Origin of the sequence: Falsihalocynthiibacter arcticus (genome assembly GCF_000812665.2) — a bacterium.
Taxonomy (GTDB): domain Bacteria; phylum Pseudomonadota; class Alphaproteobacteria; order Rhodobacterales; family Rhodobacteraceae; genus Falsihalocynthiibacter; species Falsihalocynthiibacter arcticus.
The window spans coordinates 3,184,250-3,201,052 of the sequence record NZ_CP014327.1; the positions used below are offsets into that span (position 1 = coordinate 3,184,250).

General features: G+C 55.5%; 19 protein-coding genes and 1 tRNA gene. 5 read left to right on the plus strand and 15 right to left on the minus strand.

The window, feature by feature from the left end; all coding sequences use genetic code 11:
- The first annotated feature begins 69 nt into the window (after window positions 1-69).
- Window positions 70-279 (plus strand): hypothetical protein, encoded by a 210-nt coding sequence (locus RC74_RS15710; protein WP_039002204.1) that lies wholly within the window; start codon window positions 70-72, stop codon window positions 277-279.
- Here the strand turns inward: RC74_RS15710 and RC74_RS15715 are convergent.
- Window positions 276-1,430 carry an MFS transporter gene (locus tag RC74_RS15715; protein ID WP_039002207.1) on the minus strand — a complete coding sequence of 385 codons (1,155 nt, stop codon included), beginning with the start codon at window positions 1,428-1,430 and terminating at the stop codon, window positions 276-278. The genes RC74_RS15710 and RC74_RS15715 overlap by 4 nt on opposite strands.
- 76 nt (window positions 1,431-1,506) lie before the next feature.
- On the opposite strand from RC74_RS15715, the gene RC74_RS15720 reads away from it, so the two are divergent.
- Entirely contained in the window at window positions 1,507-2,034 is a 528-nt protein-coding gene (locus tag RC74_RS15720) for an Lrp/AsnC family transcriptional regulator (RefSeq protein ID WP_039002208.1), read from the plus strand.
- Between the two features lie 7 nt (window positions 2,035-2,041).
- Here RC74_RS15720 and RC74_RS15725 read toward each other — a convergent pair whose 3' ends face one another.
- The 9 genes from RC74_RS15725 to RC74_RS15765 all read right to left on the minus strand — a co-directional run bounded on the left by RC74_RS15725 (window position 2,042) and on the right by RC74_RS15765 (window position 8,997).
- Complete coding sequence (locus RC74_RS15725; protein ID WP_039002209.1) at window positions 2,042-3,118, minus strand: 2'-deoxycytidine 5'-triphosphate deaminase; 1,077 nt, start codon at window positions 3,116-3,118, stop codon at window positions 2,042-2,044.
- Between the two features lie 131 nt (window positions 3,119-3,249).
- Window positions 3,250-3,326, minus strand: a tRNA-Pro gene (locus RC74_RS15730).
- 61 nt (window positions 3,327-3,387) lie between these two features.
- Entirely contained in the window at window positions 3,388-4,905 is a 1,518-nt protein-coding gene (locus RC74_RS15735; RefSeq protein WP_156477498.1) for a hypothetical protein, read from the minus strand.
- Window positions 4,906-4,919: 14 nt separating this feature from the next.
- A complete protein-coding gene (locus RC74_RS15740; protein ID WP_082802327.1) occupies window positions 4,920-5,312 on the minus strand; it encodes a MerR family transcriptional regulator in 393 nt (130 codons plus the stop codon).
- Between the two features lie 13 nt (window positions 5,313-5,325).
- Entirely contained in the window at window positions 5,326-5,625 is a 300-nt protein-coding gene (gene ihfA / locus RC74_RS15745) for an integration host factor subunit alpha (RefSeq protein ID WP_039002211.1), read from the minus strand.
- A 233-nt stretch (window positions 5,626-5,858) separates the two neighbouring features.
- The gene (locus tag RC74_RS15750; protein WP_039002213.1) at window positions 5,859-6,830 is read right to left on the minus strand and encodes a beta-ketoacyl-ACP synthase III; all 972 of its coding nucleotides are present in this window, start codon (window positions 6,828-6,830) and stop codon (window positions 5,859-5,861) included.
- A complete protein-coding gene (plsX, locus tag RC74_RS15755) occupies window positions 6,827-7,933 on the minus strand; it encodes a phosphate acyltransferase PlsX (RefSeq protein ID WP_052274821.1) in 1,107 nt (368 codons plus the stop codon). Before plsX ends, RC74_RS15750 begins: the two co-directional genes overlap by 4 nt.
- 25 nt (window positions 7,934-7,958) lie before the next feature.
- Window positions 7,959-8,165 (minus strand): 50S ribosomal protein L32, encoded by a 207-nt coding sequence (gene rpmF, locus RC74_RS15760; RefSeq protein WP_039002215.1) that lies wholly within the window; start codon window positions 8,163-8,165, stop codon window positions 7,959-7,961.
- A 211-nt stretch (window positions 8,166-8,376) separates the two neighbouring features.
- Window positions 8,377-8,997 carry a YceD family protein gene (locus tag RC74_RS15765; RefSeq protein ID WP_417935162.1) on the minus strand — a complete coding sequence of 207 codons (621 nt, stop codon included), beginning with the start codon at window positions 8,995-8,997 and terminating at the stop codon, window positions 8,377-8,379.
- A gap of 57 nt (window positions 8,998-9,054) precedes the next feature.
- On the opposite strand from RC74_RS15765, the gene RC74_RS15770 reads away from it, so the two are divergent.
- Window positions 9,055-9,525, plus strand: coding sequence for an outer membrane protein assembly factor BamE (locus tag RC74_RS15770; protein WP_052274822.1), 471 nt, complete (start codon window positions 9,055-9,057; stop codon window positions 9,523-9,525).
- Between the two features lie 47 nt (window positions 9,526-9,572).
- On the opposite strand, the gene msrB is transcribed toward RC74_RS15770, so the two are convergent.
- Window positions 9,573-9,962: a peptide-methionine (R)-S-oxide reductase MsrB gene (gene msrB / locus RC74_RS15775; protein ID WP_156477499.1), complete on the minus strand. Its 390-nt coding sequence runs from the start codon at window positions 9,960-9,962 to the stop codon at window positions 9,573-9,575.
- 107 nt (window positions 9,963-10,069) lie between these two features.
- Here msrB and RC74_RS15780 point away from each other — a divergent pair, with 107 nt between their 5' ends.
- Both RC74_RS15780 and RC74_RS15785 read left to right on the plus strand, forming a co-directional pair.
- Window positions 10,070-10,804, plus strand: a complete 735-nt coding sequence (locus RC74_RS15780) for a GNAT family N-acetyltransferase (RefSeq protein ID WP_052274823.1) — start codon at window positions 10,070-10,072, stop codon at window positions 10,802-10,804.
- A gap of 39 nt (window positions 10,805-10,843) precedes the next feature.
- Complete coding sequence (locus RC74_RS15785; protein ID WP_039002219.1) at window positions 10,844-12,664, plus strand: ABC-F family ATP-binding cassette domain-containing protein; 1,821 nt, start codon at window positions 10,844-10,846, stop codon at window positions 12,662-12,664.
- A gap of 23 nt (window positions 12,665-12,687) precedes the next feature.
- Here RC74_RS15785 and RC74_RS15790 read toward each other — a convergent pair whose 3' ends face one another.
- The 4 genes from RC74_RS15790 to RC74_RS15805 all read right to left on the minus strand — a co-directional run bounded on the left by RC74_RS15790 (window position 12,688) and on the right by RC74_RS15805 (window position 16,658).
- Window positions 12,688-13,443, minus strand: coding sequence for an SDR family NAD(P)-dependent oxidoreductase (locus RC74_RS15790; protein WP_039002221.1), 756 nt, complete (start codon window positions 13,441-13,443; stop codon window positions 12,688-12,690).
- A 65-nt stretch (window positions 13,444-13,508) separates the two neighbouring features.
- Window positions 13,509-14,396, minus strand: coding sequence for a TPM domain-containing protein (locus RC74_RS15795; protein WP_039002222.1), 888 nt, complete (start codon window positions 14,394-14,396; stop codon window positions 13,509-13,511).
- Window positions 14,397-14,447: 51 nt separating this feature from the next.
- A complete protein-coding gene (locus RC74_RS15800) occupies window positions 14,448-15,830 on the minus strand; it encodes a pyridoxal phosphate-dependent decarboxylase family protein (RefSeq protein ID WP_039002224.1) in 1,383 nt (460 codons plus the stop codon).
- 24 nt (window positions 15,831-15,854) lie between these two features.
- Entirely contained in the window at window positions 15,855-16,658 is an 804-nt protein-coding gene (locus RC74_RS15805) for an isocitrate lyase/PEP mutase family protein (protein WP_039002225.1), read from the minus strand.
- Between the last annotated feature and the right edge of the window lie 145 nt (window positions 16,659-16,803).

Below are 16,803 nucleotides of genomic sequence, written 5' to 3' on the forward strand. Positions count from 1 at the left end.
TTACGCCACAGTTTCGCTGAAATTATGCGATACTTGGCCTGTGTACACAGCAACGATGAGGACGCGAAAATGAATATCGACCGGATTATTAAGATGATTATCAACCAGATTTTACGTCGCTTGGTTAACGGCGGTATTAGCAAAGGTATCAATATGGCCTCGGGAATGGGCAAGGGTAGCACGTCTAAATTGACGCCAGAGCAACAGATTCAAGCCAAAGAAGACGCCAAGCGCAGTCGCAAACTCGCACAAATGACCCGCCGGAATTCGAAGTTTTAAACCACAGCGGTCGGAACCGCCGTCTTTCTGCGCGATTGTAGGACGTAGACCACGGCAAACAGGCTTAATCCGGCGGAAATGAGACCACAAATTGCCAGGCCGTAAGTTGTAAAGCCCGGACGGTAGACGAGAGTTGCCACAAAAACGCTGAGGTACATTACGGCGGAGTTTAGGCCCATAATCGCGCCGCGTTGGGCGGGATCAAGGCGGGTCAACCATCCAACGGTTAGGTTGAGGCCGAGATGTTCCAAAATACCCCATGCTGGGATGATCAACAACAGCAGCATATAGCTCGACGACGCCCAGATGAGCACCAGATAAAACCCTGTGAGCAGGGCGAAAATACCCGCCAATCCACGCACAACGGGGATCCGATCCAAGATTCCGTCAAAGGCCATGGCCCCTGCGAAACCGAGGCCATAGAGGAGCGTTAGGATACCCGCATCGCGCACGGGGCGATTGAGGTTTACTTCAAGATGTGCGCCTAAGTAGTTGTAAACACCATAAAATCCGAGTCCAAGAAGCGCGACAGCAACGAGCGCTGGGACGATCCCATCAACCTTTAAAGCCGTGAGTGGGGAGGTTGCGGATTGGCTTGCTAATTGCTTTGGGAGGTCCATGCGCGCGAGGGGGACGAGCACCGCAAAAACCGCAAAGCAAAGCCCTCCGTAGACATATTGCCACCCAAAGAAGTCGGCCACATAGGCTGAAAGGGTGACACCGCCGACCATCGAGAGTGTCCAACCCGTCAAAACCGTGCCAATGACGCGGGCCTCTTGGCCTTTTGGCGCGATTTGGGCGGCAAGGGTATAGAGCGCGGGGATGGCGACGCCCGCCCCGATTCCCGCGACACTCTGGGCGACACAGAGCATGAAAACGGTGTTGGATGCGGCGGACGCTGCGAGGGCCACGGCAAGCAAAACGAGGGCGACACGGAGGGATCGGGCGGCACCAAACCGATCGGCGAGGGGAGCCAGAACCAACGCTGCCGCCGCGACTCCGAGGCCGTAAAGGGCAGCAGCTGTCATCACGCCAGCGGGGGATTCTGCTCCGAGGGAGAGGGCGACTTTGGCGGCAATGGGCGACAGGACCAAAGAGTTGGATCCGACCACGCCAACAATGGCGGTCAACAGCAGGACAGAACGGTTCATGGCGGGTCTCGTTTGAATAGGAGTTTGAAAAACCCTATAACAACCGAATTGTATTCGGCGATAGGGATTCGACAGCATGGCGAAAAATACAGACAGGATTCAGGGGAATGGTTCGCGGAGCGCCGAACTAGACCCTGTTGACCGAAGAATATTAAGTGAGTTGGCAGTCGATGCGACACAGAGTTTCGCAACTCTTGGCGGAATCGTCGGCCTTTCTGCCCCTGCCGTACATGAGCGGGTGAAGCGGTTGCGGGCGCGTGGCGTCATTCGGGGAACGGTCGCCATGTTAGATGGAAAAGCCGTAGGCAAACCATTGCTCGCATTTGTACATGTCGACACCACAGGCTGGGGAAAGACGCCCGCGTTAATGCAGTTCGCCGACATTCCGGAAGTTGAGGAGGTTCATTCTTCAACGGGGGATGCTTGTCTTATTATGAAAGTGCGTGTGGCCAGTTCGGAAGCCTTAGAAGGCTTGCTTGCGCGCCTATATGCGACCGAGGGCGTGCGCGGTACACGGACCTATGTGGCGCTTTCAACGCATACTGAGCGCAGCGTCCAAGCCGGAATATCAAGCGAGCTTGAGGATACACCAAATATTTACTGACAAATATCTATTTGAAATGTTTGGATAGTTTTAGGCCTTGGCCCTGATAGTTGGACGCAATATCGGCCCCATACAACTGTTTGGGAACCTCGGACATACGTTCATACACTAGGCGACCCACGATTTGCCCGTGCTCCAAAACGAAGGGCGCTTCATGGCATCGCACTTCGAGAACGCCACGGCTTCCTGCGCCACCGGCGGGATCATGGCCAAATCCGGGGTCAAAGAAACCCGCGTAATGGACGCGAAATTCGCCGACCATTGCGAGGTAGGGGGCCATTTCCGCAGCACAATCTGGCGGGATGTGAACCGCTTCACGGCTTACAAGGATATAGAACGCGCCGGGGTCGAGGATAATGCGTTCATCATGCGTGTGAATGGGTTCCCAGTATTCGGCTGGGTCATAGTGGCCGATTAAATCAAGGTCGATCACCCCTGTATGGGGTTTTGCACGATAGCCGACGAGGCCCGTTTCGCCCGCACTGAGGTCAACCGAAAAACCGAGGCCTTCGGAGATGACGGCTTCGCCTGAGACCAAGCCTTGCTCGGCGTGCATGACCGCGAGGTCGGCATCCGAAATCACGGCCTGTCCGGCGCGAAACCGAATTTGGTTCAGTCGCATGCCGGGACGGACAAGCACTGAGAAACTGCGCGGGCAGATTTCAGCGTAAAGGGGCCCTGTGTAGCCTGCGGGGACGCGATCGAACTCTGTGCCGCCGTCCGTAATGGTGCGTGTCAGCAAGTCTAAGCGGCCTGTGGAGGATTTGGCATTGGCCACCGCTTGGACGCCATCCGGAAGTGCGAGGCTTTCCATCAAGGGGACAACGTAAACGCAGCCTTTCTCCAGAACCGCGCCATTTGTGAGGTCTACACGGTGCATTTCAAACTCAGACAAACGCTCAGAAACGCGCGCGCCATGTCCGGTCAGAAACGAGGCGCGAACACGGTAAGCGACTGTTCCAAGACGTAAATCAAGGGAGGCGGGCTGAATTTGTGCTGCATCAATCGCAGGTGAACCAATGATTTCGCCACGGGCAATCATGTCAGCGAGGGCTTGGCTGGGAAGGACGCCAGGGTTGTTCATGAAGCTACCTTATGCTGCCAATCGGCGTGCTGTGGTCAAGGACCGTGGAAAACGGATGTCCGCGCGACGTGTGCGGATATGGAGTTTACAAAAACGTCCGCAGCCCCGAAAGGTGCGGACGTTTTTGAAATTGGTCGGGCTAGCAGGACTCGAACCTGCGACCTTCCGTCCCCCAGACGGACGCGCTACCAGACTGCGCCATAGCCCGACTTGTGCCTCTTCATAATGTTTTTCGCGGTGGGGGCAAGCAAGAATTACCATCTTGAACATCAAATTTTCAAAGAGGGTTTTGAAACGGTGCCATAGGTTTTGCGAAGGGCGGAGAGACGGGCCGTAAGTTCCGCCAGTTCAGACTTTTTGTCGGCCGAGAAGGGCGCTGCGCGTCGCGTGAGGCGGTGGCGAGATGTTGTGACAACAACGCCTGGTGCATCGTCTTCGGTCGATTCAGCTTCGCTCGGAATGTCTGATGGTGCGCTGTCTGGCACAGGGGCGTTCTGGGAAGGCGCGGTGGCGTCTTCTTGGTGAATTGGAGCCACCGCAGGTTCCAAAGATTGCTCCTCCGGTTCGGGAGAGGTTTCCTCGATAGGAACACTTTCGGTTGTTCCCTCGGTAACTTCTTCGGCGGAATCGTCTGTGATATCCCCGTGAGCGGTCTCTGTCGTTACCTCTGCAGTTTCCATTTCGGCTTCAGGATCGTTTTCAAGATCGGGTTCAGGCTCAAAGGTGGTTTCGTCCTCCGGCAGGGGGGCCGAAGCCGCTTGGAAGCTCGATGTTTCTATGGCGTCAACCGCAGTGTCGTCAGTTTGCTCAAGGTCTTGTGGCGCGGAAAATGTGGGTTCGGGTGTGACTTCAACCGGCGCATCTTCGGTGGCTTCGCTTTCAACATGACTCGAAATTTCCGATGAGAATTCGGGCGTTGTCTCCAAAGTGACCTGCGTGGCGGGGTCTGCGGATTCCTCCTCATCGGAGGACGCTTCTAAAGGAATGTTTTCAGGCTCCGGCTCAACGGATGTTTCCTGAAGGTTATTAGGGCTGTCAAATTTGGGAATATCAAGCGCCGCAAGATCGTTTAAGTCTTCCTCGCTTGGCGAGTCATCGGGCTCCGGATAGGCCACATCGAATACGTTGTCTTCTACACTCGTCTCGGGGGTGCCTTCGATATCTGAGGTTTGGAGCGGTTCCGCAGTGGGCGTTTCGCTCTGCTCCGATACTTGCGTGTCCTCTTCGAGGTCATCGGCGTGAAAGGCAGAATACCCGCCCGAAACTTCGGGAATCTCCGAGGGATCAGGAAGCGAAAGCTGTGAGACGGACGTTATTTCGGGCGGCAAAGCCACAGGCTCTTGGGACGCGGGAACTATAGGGTCACTATCCTCGGCTTCATCGGTCTCTGTGGTCATGTCGGGTTCGGAAGGTGGGTCTTGGGCGATGACTTCAGAAACAAGGGATTCTTCTTCTGCATCGCTTTCGACGTTACTTTCGGATTTCTCCGCAAACTCGGTTTTCAGGTCGACATTGGAAGTATCATCGGTAGCGTCGAATGAGGCGGTTTCCAACGCAACAACCTCATCCGGAACGGATTCCTCTGGCACAGAAACGGATTCAACCTCGGGAATATCGTCTAGGAAGGAAGCTTGGAGCGGCGGCTCGTCAACCGTTTGAACCGGTAGAACCTCAGGATTATCTGGAGGAGTGTCAGGCGTTTCGTCCGGTATTTCTTCGGGCGCGTCGTCGGGGATTTCCTCTGGCGCCTCGTCTGGTACTTCGGGTGGTTTAGGGAAAGCAATCACCTGATTTGCCGGCGCTATTTCGTCCGTCGGCGGGGCCGCGTTCGGCACAAAACTTGCCGCGCTGCGCGTAGCTTCAAGAATTTCGTCTGCTGTGCGCTCTGCTTGGGCGGGGGAATGTCGATCCCCACGTCATCCAAGGGCAGGCCCAGTGCCGCGACATGCTTAATCCCTTCGGCGCGGAGTAGTTTTTGCACGCCTTTAATCGTCATGCCATCTTCATGCAGAAGCTTTTTGATGCCGCTCAACAATTCCATGTCGGCGGGGCGGTAATAGCGCCGCCCGCCCGCACGTTTTACGGGCTTCACTTGGGTGAAGCGGCTTTCCCAGAAACGCAAAACATGGGCTGGCGTTTCAAGCCAGTCGGCGACTTCAGAGATGGTACGAAACGCATCTTGTGATTTGGACATGAGTCAGACGCGCCTATTTATTGCCGTTTGAAACGCGCTCTTTCATCAAGTGCGACGGGCGGAACGTCAGAACGCGGCGCGGTTGAATAGGCACTTCTTCGCCGGTTTTTGGGTTGCGACCGATACGGGCGGCTTTATCGCGGACACCAAATGTTCCAAAAGACGAGATTTTAACAGACTCGCCCGCGGACAAAACGTCGGAAATATGGTCCAGAACGCCTTCAACCAGTTGCGCGCTTTCGTTGCGGCTTAGGCCGACTTCTTGAAAGACGGCTTCGCTTAAATCCATACGCGTTAGTGTTTTATCACTCATCATGACCCCCTGATTGATTGAAACTGGCACCGACGCGGGCCAATCCGAAAGTGACGGGACTTGGCAGAAACGCCCCGTGTGCTTGGCGTGTAGCATAGTGCGGGTCAAAATTCCGAGTCAATATCAATGACTTGCGCAAGGAGGTAAAAGTAAGATTATCGGCATTTATTTGTTGATAAATGTCGAGAAATGGTCTGGGCGTGCGAAAAATTGGATTTTGAACGGACGTCGCCTTACCAGCGCAGCACGACAGAGCCCCACGCCAAACCGCCACCGATGGCCTCAGTTACCAGGAGATCGCCTTGTTTGATCTGGCCACGCGCCTTGCCCACCGAAAGGGCAAGCGGGATGGAGGCAGCCGACGTATTGCCGTGATCTTGGACGGTAACGACAACGCGATCCATGGAAACGTTCATTTTCTTGGCTGTGCCTGCGATAATGCGAATGTTGGCTTGATGCGGCACGATCCAGTCGACGTCGTCCCCTGCGAGGCCCGCTTTGTCGAGGGAGGCATGCGCGGTTTCGGCCAGTTTTTCGATGGCGTGGCGGAAAAGTTCGCGTCCTTGCATCCGAAGATGGCCAGAAGTGCCGGTTGAAGTACCGCCATCCACATAGAGGAGGTCTTTGAATCGGCCATCGGAATGCAAATCGCAGGAAAGGATGCCACGGTCGGTGTTTTCGCCGGACCCCTCTTGGGCTTCAAGGATCAAAGCGCCCGCACCGTCGCCAAATAACACGCAAGTTGCACGGTCGCTAAAATCAAGGATGCGGCTAAAGGTTTCTGCGCCAATCACCAAAACGCGTTTGGCTTGGCCGGAGACTATAAGCGCATTCGCGTTGGCCAATGCATAGACAAACCCCGCGCAAACGGCCTGCACATCAAAGGCAAAGCCGCGCGTCATGCCGATGCCCGCTTGCACCATGGTCGCGGCCGATGGAAAGGTGAAATCGGCGGTGGAGGTGGCGAGAATGATGGCGTCTATGTCGTTTGCGACCAATCCAGCGTCTTTGAGCGCGGCATTGGCGGCATTTATCGCTAAATCGGAGGTATTTTCCCCCTCGGCGGCAAAATGGCGGCGCTCAATACCTGAGCGCGTGCGAATCCATTCGTCGGTTGTATCTACGGTGGTTTCGAGTTCGCTGTTAGGAACAATTCGTTCGGGCAGATAATGCCCGACGCCTGAGACGACGGCGCGTATTGTCATTCTTGGTTCCCATCCAAATTGCCCATTTCTTGAGCATCTTGCGGCGAGGCGGCAGAGGATGCAACCCGTGCAGCGAGTTTGTCGGAAAAACCGATCTCGGCGAGGGTAAAGGCGAGTTTTATCGCTGCTGCGATTCCGGTTTCATCGGCGGACCCGTGGGATTTCACCACAGTCCCATTCAGGCCCAAAAACACCCCGCCATTCACTCGACGCGGATCAATCCGTTTGGACAGACGGCGCAGGGAGGTGAGGGCCAATAGGGCCGCGAGGCGCGACAATGGTGAATGTTTAAAGGCGGCACGCAACTGCTGGGAAATCAGATTTGCCGTGCCTTCGCCAGTTTTGAGCGCAATATTTCCTGTGAACCCATCCGTGACAATGACGTCAACCCGATCCGACGGAATATCGCCCCCCTCCACAAATCCGACATAGTCGATCCCTGCTTGTTCGGCGTGACTGGCGATTAAATCATTTGCGGCTTTGAGTTCTGCGCGGCCTTTGTGTTCTTCGGTTCCCACGTTCAGCAGGCCAATGCGCGGGCGGGCAATACCCAGCCCATTGCGCGCATAAGAAGCGCCCATCATGGCATATTGCAGTAAATCTTGCTCATCGGCGCGAATATCGGCACCCACATCAAGCATGACATTAAAGCCGCTTTTGCTGAGCGAGGGCCAAAGACAGGCGATGGCTGGACGGTTCACACCCGGCAATTTGCGCAGACGGATCATTGAAATAGCCATCAATGCGCCCGTGTTGCCACAAGAAACCGCCACCGTCGCTTCGCCATTACGGACGGCTTCGATGGTTGACCACATGGAAGTATCCTTACCGTTGCGCAAAACTTGGCTCGGTTTAGCATCCATGGTGACAACGCCTAGACAGTCGCGAATTTCGCAGACTGATTCGAGGCGGCGCTTTTTGATAAGCTTTTTGAGGACCTCGGCGTCACCGTGAACAATGAAACCAATTGCCGGATTTTTTGATGCAGAAAGGCCAATACCGGCGACAACTGCCGCCGGTCCACGATCGCCACCCATGGCGTCAACCGAAATTATGGTGCGCGAAGCCCCCGAAGTCTGCAGATCTTTTGTGTTGATCGTCATGCTCAGGAGCCAGCGAAACCGCCGCTTAAGCTGCGTCTTCGTCGAAATCGACGTCGGCAGCTACAGCGATGATTTCACGATCGGCATAGTGACCACACGCGCCACAAACATGGTGCGGACGTTTCAGTTCGCCACAGTTGTTGCACTCATTCGGATTCTCTGCAGTCAGAGAATCGTGGGATTGGCGCATGCCGCGACGGGACTTTGTAATCTTACTCTTAGGGACAGCCATGTCTCAAAACCTTGGTCAATTCGGGGGAGAAGCAGGTGCTAAACCCCAGTGTTTGTTATCTTCACGAGCTACATACCCGAGCTTGTCGCTCATGTCCAACCGTCTCGTAAATGAGGCCGGGAACATACTGCGTTTCCACTAGGGTGCAAGCAAATTCTTTCTTGGTGCGCGAATCGCGAAGAGCCTTCGCAAATTTTTACACTGTCGCTCGTTATTTCTTATCGGGCTTGTCACCCGTTTTTAAAAGATTTGCAAGCCCTGCAAACGGTCTTGCGTCTTCATCTTGCATTGGTGTGGTTCCTGGGGCGGTAAATTGGGCCGATTCAAGCTCCGCACCGTCGGCCCGCGGATAGAGCGGAACTGCCAAAGCCAAGGCTTCGAGCATGATCTCCCCCAAATCGATTACCCCTTGGAGGGGCTCGCGGGTTTCGTCGGTGTGCATTTCAATTTCGCCGTCTTCATTCGGCTCGCCCTCAAAAACCGAGTGGTCGGCAATAAACACGCGTTGCACGGGCACGTCGACCCGCGTGTTCACGGGCACAAGGGTCACCACGCAATTCTGGGTGACGGTCGCGCCGAGCTTGGCCACAAGGGCCCAGTCGGTCTTGCCGCGCGCCGAAAGCTTGCCTTCAAAGCGCATTTTCTTGAGGGTCAGTACATCAATATCCGCTGCAATCGCCTTCAGAACAGCCGCACTGGGAATAATCGAAAACTTCGTTTCGGTGCGTTGAGCCAAGTCCGCGACGCGCATAGGGTGTGCCCAAGGTGCGAGAGCGGGCGATTGGGGCGTTGGGTCATTGGTCATGTTCGGAGCTTCCATTGTTGATAACATTTGCATCCTTCTGTATGTCGGATAAAAGCCAAGGACCAAGATATCAAGAGGGTGGTAATGCAAATTAATACAGGCCTAGGCAAGAAAACGGCGAAATTGGCGTGTTTCGTTGCGCTCGTTTTCACAATTACGGCCTGCACTGCGGTGATCCGAAAACACGGGTATATTCCAACCGACGAGGAGCTCGACAGCGTTATTGTGGGCGTGGATACCGTCGAAACGCTCGAGTCCACGGTCGGGTCGCCTTCTGGGCGTGGGATTTTGAAGGACGGTGATTGGTTCTACGTTGAGTCCCTCTGGAAAAACTATGGGTATCGCGAGCCAAAAGAGATCGACCGCCAAGTTGTTGCCATTCGGTTTGACGACAAGGGGGTTGTTTCCAATGTCGAGCGCTTTGGCATCGAAGATGGTCAAGTCGTGGCCTTGTCGCGCCGCGTCACCGATTCTGGCATCTCGGGTGTCGGGTTCTTGGCGCAAATGTTCGGCAGCTTTGGCAACCTAACTGGCAGTGCGCTGACCGGAAATTAATAACGTTCAAGCCGGACCGACAGGTTCAGTCGGTCCGGCCCTTGCCCTTAATCCGCTTCAAACCTAAGCGCGACCCCATTCAAGCAATACCGCAATCCCGTGGGTTTTGGCCCGTCGGGAAACACGTGCCCCAAATGGGCCGCGCAGGAGTCACAATGAACTTCTGTGCGACGCATAAATAATTTGCGATCTTCAGTTTCGCCCACGGGCGCGCCTTCAATTGGGGCGAAAAAGCTGGGCCAGCCTGTGCCGGATTCAAACTTGGTGTCCTGATCGAACAGGACAGAATCACAACAGACACAGCGGAATACGCCCGCGTCTTTGGGGAAGTTGTCGTGGCTGCCCGCGCGTTCTGTCCCATGTTTGCGAGTCACCTTATAAGCTTCATCGCTCAGGATTGCGCGCCACTCCGCGTCCGTTTTTTCAATTGTAGCCACTTGACCCTCCGTAATTAATTTCCTGTCACGTCTTTTTCGTAAAGCAGTGGTATACCATATGGAAAGGGGGGCTCGTTATTTTAAGGGGCGCAATCGACAGGGGTGCTATGTTTCATCTTCACCGCGGAAAATATCGGGCGCGTTTGGCCGAGACTTCGGAGGATGTCGCCTTGGCACAGGCGCTGCGGTATCGGGCGTTTTTTGGCCCAGATACAGGGTCGGACGCGGATGATTACGATCAACGTTGCTCGCATGTTTTGATCGAGGATGTGGCCTCAGATGCGCTGGTTTGCTGTTTTCGCATGCTTGATATGCCCAATGGGGCCGACATCGACACCAGCTATTCGGCGCAATATTACGAGCTTTCGGGCCTGCGTGATTTCGGTGGTCCCATGGTCGAGATGGGGCGGTTTTGTGTCGATCCTAACTTAAGCGACCCCGATATTTTACGCGTAGCGTGGGGCGCGATGACCCAATATGTTGACGCGCGCGGCGTGGAATTGCTGTTTGGGTGCTCGTCTTTTAAGGGGGTCGAAGCGGCGACCTATGCAGATGCTTTTGCCTTGCTCAAAGCTCGCCACCTTGCGCCAAAACGTTGGTTGCCGAAAATAAAAGCGCCGACGGTGTTTAAGTTTGCCCAACGATTGCGGCGCAAACCCAATGCGAAAAACGCGATGCGGGTCATGCCGCCGTTGCTCAAAACCTATCTGATGATGGGGGGCTGGGTGTCGGATCATGCGGTGGTGGATCGTCAAATGAACACGCTGCATGTTTTTACCGGCATTGAAATCGGTGCAATCCCACCGGCGCGAAAACGACTACTTCGCGCGGTCATCGGCTAAGTGCTTGACGTTTGCGCGGTAGGCGTTTAGCGCACTCTGATGGCACGTATACCTCTTCTTCAGCTCACGGATATTTCGCTCGGATTCGGCGGAGATCCCTTGTTTTCAGACCTTAGTTTGGTGGTGCAACCCGCCGACCGTGTGGCCCTTGTTGGCCGCAACGGATCGGGCAAATCAACCTTGATGAAGGTGATGGCAGGGTTGATCGAACCCGATAATGGCGCGCGCATCGTGTCGCCCGGCGTACGCGTCGGCTATATGGAGCAGGACCCCGATTTAAGCGGGTTCGAAACGCTCGGCGATTTTGCTTCCAGTGAGCTTGACCCTATCGAATCCTATAAGGTCGATATGGTCGCCGAAGGCCTTAAATTTAAGCCGGAAACCCTAATTTCTGCGGCTTCTGGTGGCGAGAAACGTCGCGCTGCTCTCGCGAAATTGCTGGCCGAAGAGCCGCAACTTATGCTGCTCGACGAGCCGACAAACCACCTCGATATCGAAGCCATTGCGTGGCTCGAAGATCAATTACGTTCCACCCGCGCGGGCTTCATTCTGATCTCGCACGACCGTGCCTTCCTCAATGCCCTGACCCGCGCGACCCTCTGGGTGGACCGTGGCAAAGTGCGTCGTCTGGAAGAAGGATTCGAAGCTTTTGAAGGCTGGCGTGATAAAACGTGGGAAGACGAAGACTCGCAGCGCCACAAATTAAATCGTCTGATTAAATCCGAGGCCAAATGGGCCGTTGAAGGTATTTCGGCGCGGCGCACGCGTAACCAAGGCCGTCTTCGTGCTTTAGGGGACCTTAAAGAACAACGTTCCGGACAAGTTAAACGTCAAGGTGCCGCTGCGATGGCCTTTGATGCCAGTCCGCAATCAGGCCGCAAGGTGATCGAAGCCGAAAACCTGACGATGCGCTATGATGACAAACAGATTCTCAGCGATTTCTCGATCAAAATTGCCCGCGGAGATCGCGTGGCTTTTGTGGGACCGAACGGCGTTGGCAAAACCACGTTACTCAAAATCCTGATTGGCGACATTGAGGCCGATAGCGGTACCGTGAAACGCGGCACCAAGCTTCAAACCGTTGTTTTTGACCAAAATCGGTCGCAACTTGATCCGAATATGACCCTTTGGGACAGCCTGACAGGCGATCCCGATATGCGCGTTTCAGGCAAAGCCGACCAAGTCAGTGTGCGCGGCGTACCGCGTCATGTTATCGGTTATCTCAAGGATTTCCTCTTCGACGAAACCCGCGCTCGCGCGCCTGTGTCCTCCCTTTCGGGTGGCGAGAAGGCGCGTCTTTTGCTAGCGAAAATCATGGCGCGTGAAAGCAACCTTCTGGTGCTCGACGAGCCAACCAATGACCTCGACGTCGAAACCCTCGACTTGCTGCAAGATTTGATCGGCGAATACGACGGCACCGTGCTTTTGGTGAGCCACGACCGTGATTTTCTGGACCGCGTGACCCAAACTACCATCGCCATGGAAGGCAACGGTAACGCCGTCGCCTATGCTGGCGGATGGAGCGATTATCGCGCCCAGCGTCAAGAAGAGGCAAAGGCAGCACCCGTCGCAAAATCTTCGGGATCGGGTGGGTCGAAAAACGCCTCTACGAGCAAGTCAGCCGCAAAATCCAACGGCTTGTCCTTTGTGGAGCAACACCGTTTGGAAGCGCTTCCAAAAGAAATTGCGCGCTTTGAGGCCGAGATCACCAAACTCGAAGAGTTTCTAGCCGCGCCAGATTTGTTTACTGATGAGCCGGTGAAATTCCAAAAAGGCACAGACGCGCTTTTGGAGCGTCACGATGCTTTGGCCAAGGCTGAAGAAGAGTGGATGAAACTTGCGGAACGGGCCGAGGCTTAGGCCCGCTCTGCAACGTTAAGCGCCTAGGCCATGCGCAGGCCACCGTCCAGACGGATTACTTCCGCGTTCAAATACGGGTGTGATATGATGAATTCTACGAGGCGGGCAAAGTCGTGCGCTGTGCCCAATCGCTTGGGATGCACGACGTCTTTTGACAGGCCTGCGATGATCTCCTCGCCAAGACTTTCGAGCATCGGGGTCATGAATATGCCCGGCGCGATGGCCATAACACGGATGCCCGTTCGGCCCAAATCCCGCGCCATCGGCAATGAAAGCCCAGCAATTCCCGCTTTTGACGCCGCATAGGCCGCTTGGCCGCGTTGCCCGTCAAAGGCAGCAACCGAAGCCGTATTGATGATCACGCCACGTTCATTATCGGCGTTCGGGTCGTTGTCAGCCATGGCTTGGGCGGCTAAACGCGCCACGTTGAAAGTGCCCACTAGATTGATGTCGATGGTGCGCTGAAAATCCGCGAGCGGGAAGGGGCCGTTTTTTCCCAACGTGCTCGCGCCAGTAACGATTCCCGCGCAATTCACACAAGCTGTGATGCCGCCCATCGTTGATTTGGCCTGCGCGATGGCTGCCATTACGGATGCCTCGTCGGTCACGTCAACTTCGACGAATGTTGCACCGATTTCGGCAGCAACAATGGGGCCGCGTGTCGCGTCGCGGTCAAAAATCGTGACCTGTGCGCCCGAGGCCGCCAAGGCCCGTGCGCAGCCTTCGCCCAAGCCAGACGCGCCGCCGGTGATGATGGCTTTTGTCGTTGTGATGTCCATTGCGACCTCCCAGAAAATAATTGAACACTTGTTCAATAAAGGCCAAGGCGGGTTTAATCAAGCCTTTACCATTTACCTGAAGCACCGCCACCTGAACTGCTTCCGCCACCGAAACTTGACCCACCCGAGCCTGAACTATTGTTGTCGTCTGTGTCAGAGACGCGTGGAGTTATGAATTGTGTGACATTAAAATAGCTGCAATTTGGGCAAGTGATGTTTGTTTCACGCAGCCCCGTATCGCTTGTTGTGGCAGATTGCAGGGTGGTTGTTTTCCTCACCATGCCTTTTTGCCCACATTGAGGGCAGGGTTTGCGTGCGAATTTAAAACCGGAAAGTTTGGGGCCAAGGACCGCCGCAACTACACTGCCACCAAAGAATATCGCCATGCCCCAAAAAATCAGATCCGCGATGCCGTTCGGATTTTTCGGGCGCTCAGGGGATAATTCGCCGCCATTAAAAGGCAAGGCGATCAGCGAGATCATTTTGTCCGCACCATCCAAGACACGGTCGTCAAAATCCCCGTCCTTGAAAGCGGGGGTGATGTAGAATTGGATAATGTCCTCGGATATATCGTCGTATATAGGGGGGTAGCCGCTGCCCACTTCAATGCGGAAGGTGCGGTCATTTTTGGAGATCACCAGCAAAAGGCCGTCGTTTCGTTCAGCTTTGCCAATGCCCCATTTGTTAAAAACCGTCGTGGCAAAATCCGCGATATCCGTCCGATCGCCATATGACGCCATGTCAGTGACGGTGAGGATGCTCATCTCGGTGCCGATGTCCTCCCTGAGGTAGTTGAGTTTGCGCCGCAGGGTCTCTTGGATTTCGGGCGAAAGCATGTCGGCGTAATCATTGACATAGAGGTTTTCATATTCGGGAAGGGTTTGGGCTTGGCTGGGGAGGGAGACAGCAAGGAGGCCGAGGGCAACGACCAAAGCGTCTAGAAAACGGGTCATTTCAGCTCCAAAAATCCTTTGAGACAGAGTTTAGACCCGTTTTTGTTAAAATCAAGCAATGAGATCACGGATGACGGTGGGGATCATCATCACGTCGTCGCGCGTGCAGTCGAATTGCCCGACTTGGACACGGATTACAAAGCGCTCGTCGTGGGTGGTTTGGGTCAAATAAATCCGCCCGTCCGCGTTGATGCGTTCGAGTAAGGCGGCTGTTTCGACGTCATCGATATAGGAAAAGGTGAAAAGGGACAGCCGCGGCGAGGTTGTGAGGAGGCAACCGGGGATCAACGCGATCGCGTCGCGGGCCTCAAGCGACCATGCGACGTGGTTTCGGATGCGTTCGCGCAAGCCATCTAAGCCATAGGCCCGTAGGGTAAACCAGATTTTGAGTGCGCGGAAACGGCGGCCCAAGGGGACCGTCCATTCGTTGTAATTAACGATTTCGTCTTGGCCTTGGGTGTTGAGATAGGCGGGGCGCAGGCCGAGTGTGCGGATTTGCTCACTTGGGTCGGGCATGAACTGGATGGCGCAATCGAATTGGACCCCGAGCCATTTGTGTGGGTTGAATACGATGGAATCCGCGCCTTCAATCCCCTCCCAAAGGGGGCGGAATTCCTCGCAGATCATCGCACTTCCGGCCCATGCGGCGTCCACATGTACGAAGAGGTTGTGGGCTTTGGCGACTTTGATACAGGCATCAATCGGATCACAAGCACCAATGGATGTGCCGCCTGTGCAGAGGACGACGCCCGCGGGGAGGTGGCCCGCCGCGATGTCTGCGCGAATGGCCGCGTCAAGCGCCGCGGGGTCCATGCCGTAATCAGAAGTTGTAGGGATTTTGACGAGGTTGTTTTGGCCGATGCCCGCCACCCGCACGGCCTTGTCAACGGAACTGTGGGTTTGGGCGGAGGCGTAAATGCGCAAGCGGGGTTGGCCGCTCAGGCCGTCGGTGAGGCCCGCCCAATCTAGCGCACGTTCGCGCATGGTGAGCACAGCCGATAGGGTTGTCGTGGTGGCGCTGTCGTGAATTGTGCCGGTGAACGTGTCGGGCAGGCCCATCGCATTGGCGAGCCAGCCGATCATCACGGCCTCGATTTCATTGGCGGCGGGGGCGGTTTGCCAGAGCATGGCTTGGCCCGCGATGGCGTTAGCGAGTTGCTCTGCAAGCATGGAAGCGGGTGAAGCATTGGCGGGGAAATAGGCAAAGAAACGCGGGTGTTGCCAGTGGGTTGTGTTGCTGGGCACGAGGCGTTCGAAATCCGCGAAAATTGTGCTCATATCCTCGGGTGCGTCGGGGGCCTTGGCGGGGAGTTGCGAGGCGATTGAGCCTGGTTTGATATTTGGGCGAACAGGGACGTCGCGCAGACCCGCGTGATAGTCGCGCGCCCAATCGGCGGCGATTTTTGACCAATGGGCCAGATCATCGTGATTCATATAGTTTCTTTCGATTACAGCCGCTTAAACGAGGAGGTTGTCAATAATATCGCCTGAAATACCGTTGGCGAGGGGCGTGAAATCCCCATCCGTGAACATCGTGTTTGCAGCGTCGAATATCGCACGATGGGTGACGCGGGCAAGGGCAGATCCCAGCGAAATGCGGGCCACTCCGATGGCGGCAAACTCGCTTTTGCGCCGTTGGGCATAGGGGCCAGCGGCAAGAGCGTTGACGGGCAAATTAGTGGTGGCACAAATCGTCGCGAGGTCGTCCCATGAGGCGGGCATGGGGATATAGAGACCGTCGGCACCGGCGCCTTCAAACGCTTTGATGCGGTCGAGCGCTTCGGCGAGATCATAGACGCCATGCATGATCCCATCGGCGCGGGCCAAAAGGAAAAAGTCGTTTTTCAAGGCGCGGGCAGCAGAGGCGGCGGCTTTGATCCGTTCTGCCGAAAGGGCGAGGTCATAGGGCGCGTCGCTTGGTAGGGCGATATCCTCGATACAGACCCCCGCGAGGCCGATTTCCCCAGCGAGGCGGATGGTTTCGGCAACTTCGTCAGGGCTGTCACCAAAGCCGTTCTCAAAATCGCCCGATACGGGAATGTCGAGCGCGCGCACGAGGTCTTGAGCGTGGGTGAGGGCCTCGTCACGGGTAACGCCGTCGGGCTTGCCAAGGGTGAAAGCTTGGGCCGCGGAGGAGGTGGCCACGGCCTGTGCGCCGAGATTCTGGAGCATTTTCGCGCTGCCGATATCCCATGCATTGGCAAGGATAAAGGGATTGCCGCGTTGATGAAGCGCGCGGAATTGTGTGCCGAGATCTGTCATAATGTCCTCCTCAAGGTGGCGCGAGGGTAGGTCAGGCATATTGACCCGTCAAGCGCCTTGGCAGAGGGCGTACAGTTTGCTACACCCTCGTTATGAGACAATTTTGCGCCATTATTTGCATTTGTATTCCTGCTTAACATCAAAG

What these genes read in the sequence shown, in the direction of transcription:
- RC74_RS15710 (WP_039002204.1), top strand. Translation starts at nt 70, where the DNA reads ATGAATATCGACCGGATTATTAAGATGATTATCAACCAGATTTTACGT.
- RC74_RS15715 (WP_039002207.1), bottom strand. Translation starts at nt 1,430, where the DNA reads ATGAACCGTTCTGTCCTGCTGTTGACCGCCATTGTTGGCGTGGTCGGA.
- RC74_RS15720 (WP_039002208.1), top strand. Translation starts at nt 1,507, where the DNA reads ATGGCGAAAAATACAGACAGGATTCAGGGGAATGGTTCGCGGAGCGCC.
- RC74_RS15725 (WP_039002209.1), bottom strand. Translation starts at nt 3,118, where the DNA reads ATGAACAACCCTGGCGTCCTTCCCAGCCAAGCCCTCGCTGACATGATT.
- RC74_RS15740 (WP_082802327.1), bottom strand. Translation starts at nt 5,312, where the DNA reads ATGTCCAAATCACAAGATGCGTTTCGTACCATCTCTGAAGTCGCCGAC.
- ihfA (WP_039002211.1), bottom strand. Translation starts at nt 5,625, where the DNA reads ATGAGTGATAAAACACTAACGCGTATGGATTTAAGCGAAGCCGTCTTT.
- RC74_RS15750 (WP_039002213.1), bottom strand. Translation starts at nt 6,830, where the DNA reads ATGACAATACGCGCCGTCGTCTCAGGCGTCGGGCATTATCTGCCCGAA.
- plsX (WP_052274821.1), bottom strand. Translation starts at nt 7,933, where the DNA reads ATGACGATCAACACAAAAGATCTGCAGACTTCGGGGGCTTCGCGCACC.
- rpmF (WP_039002215.1), bottom strand. Translation starts at nt 8,165, where the DNA reads ATGGCTGTCCCTAAGAGTAAGATTACAAAGTCCCGTCGCGGCATGCGC.
- RC74_RS15765 (WP_417935162.1), bottom strand. Translation starts at nt 8,997, where the DNA reads ATGTTATCAACAATGGAAGCTCCGAACATGACCAATGACCCAACGCCC.
- RC74_RS15770 (WP_052274822.1), top strand. Translation starts at nt 9,055, where the DNA reads ATGCAAATTAATACAGGCCTAGGCAAGAAAACGGCGAAATTGGCGTGT.
- RC74_RS15780 (WP_052274823.1), top strand. Translation starts at nt 10,070, where the DNA reads ATGTTTCATCTTCACCGCGGAAAATATCGGGCGCGTTTGGCCGAGACT.
- RC74_RS15785 (WP_039002219.1), top strand. Translation starts at nt 10,844, where the DNA reads ATGGCACGTATACCTCTTCTTCAGCTCACGGATATTTCGCTCGGATTC.
- RC74_RS15790 (WP_039002221.1), bottom strand. Translation starts at nt 13,443, where the DNA reads ATGGACATCACAACGACAAAAGCCATCATCACCGGCGGCGCGTCTGGC.
- RC74_RS15795 (WP_039002222.1), bottom strand. Translation starts at nt 14,396, where the DNA reads ATGACCCGTTTTCTAGACGCTTTGGTCGTTGCCCTCGGCCTCCTTGCT.
- RC74_RS15800 (WP_039002224.1), bottom strand. Translation starts at nt 15,830, where the DNA reads ATGAATCACGATGATCTGGCCCATTGGTCAAAAATCGCCGCCGATTGG.
- RC74_RS15805 (WP_039002225.1), bottom strand. Translation starts at nt 16,658, where the DNA reads ATGACAGATCTCGGCACACAATTCCGCGCGCTTCATCAACGCGGCAAT.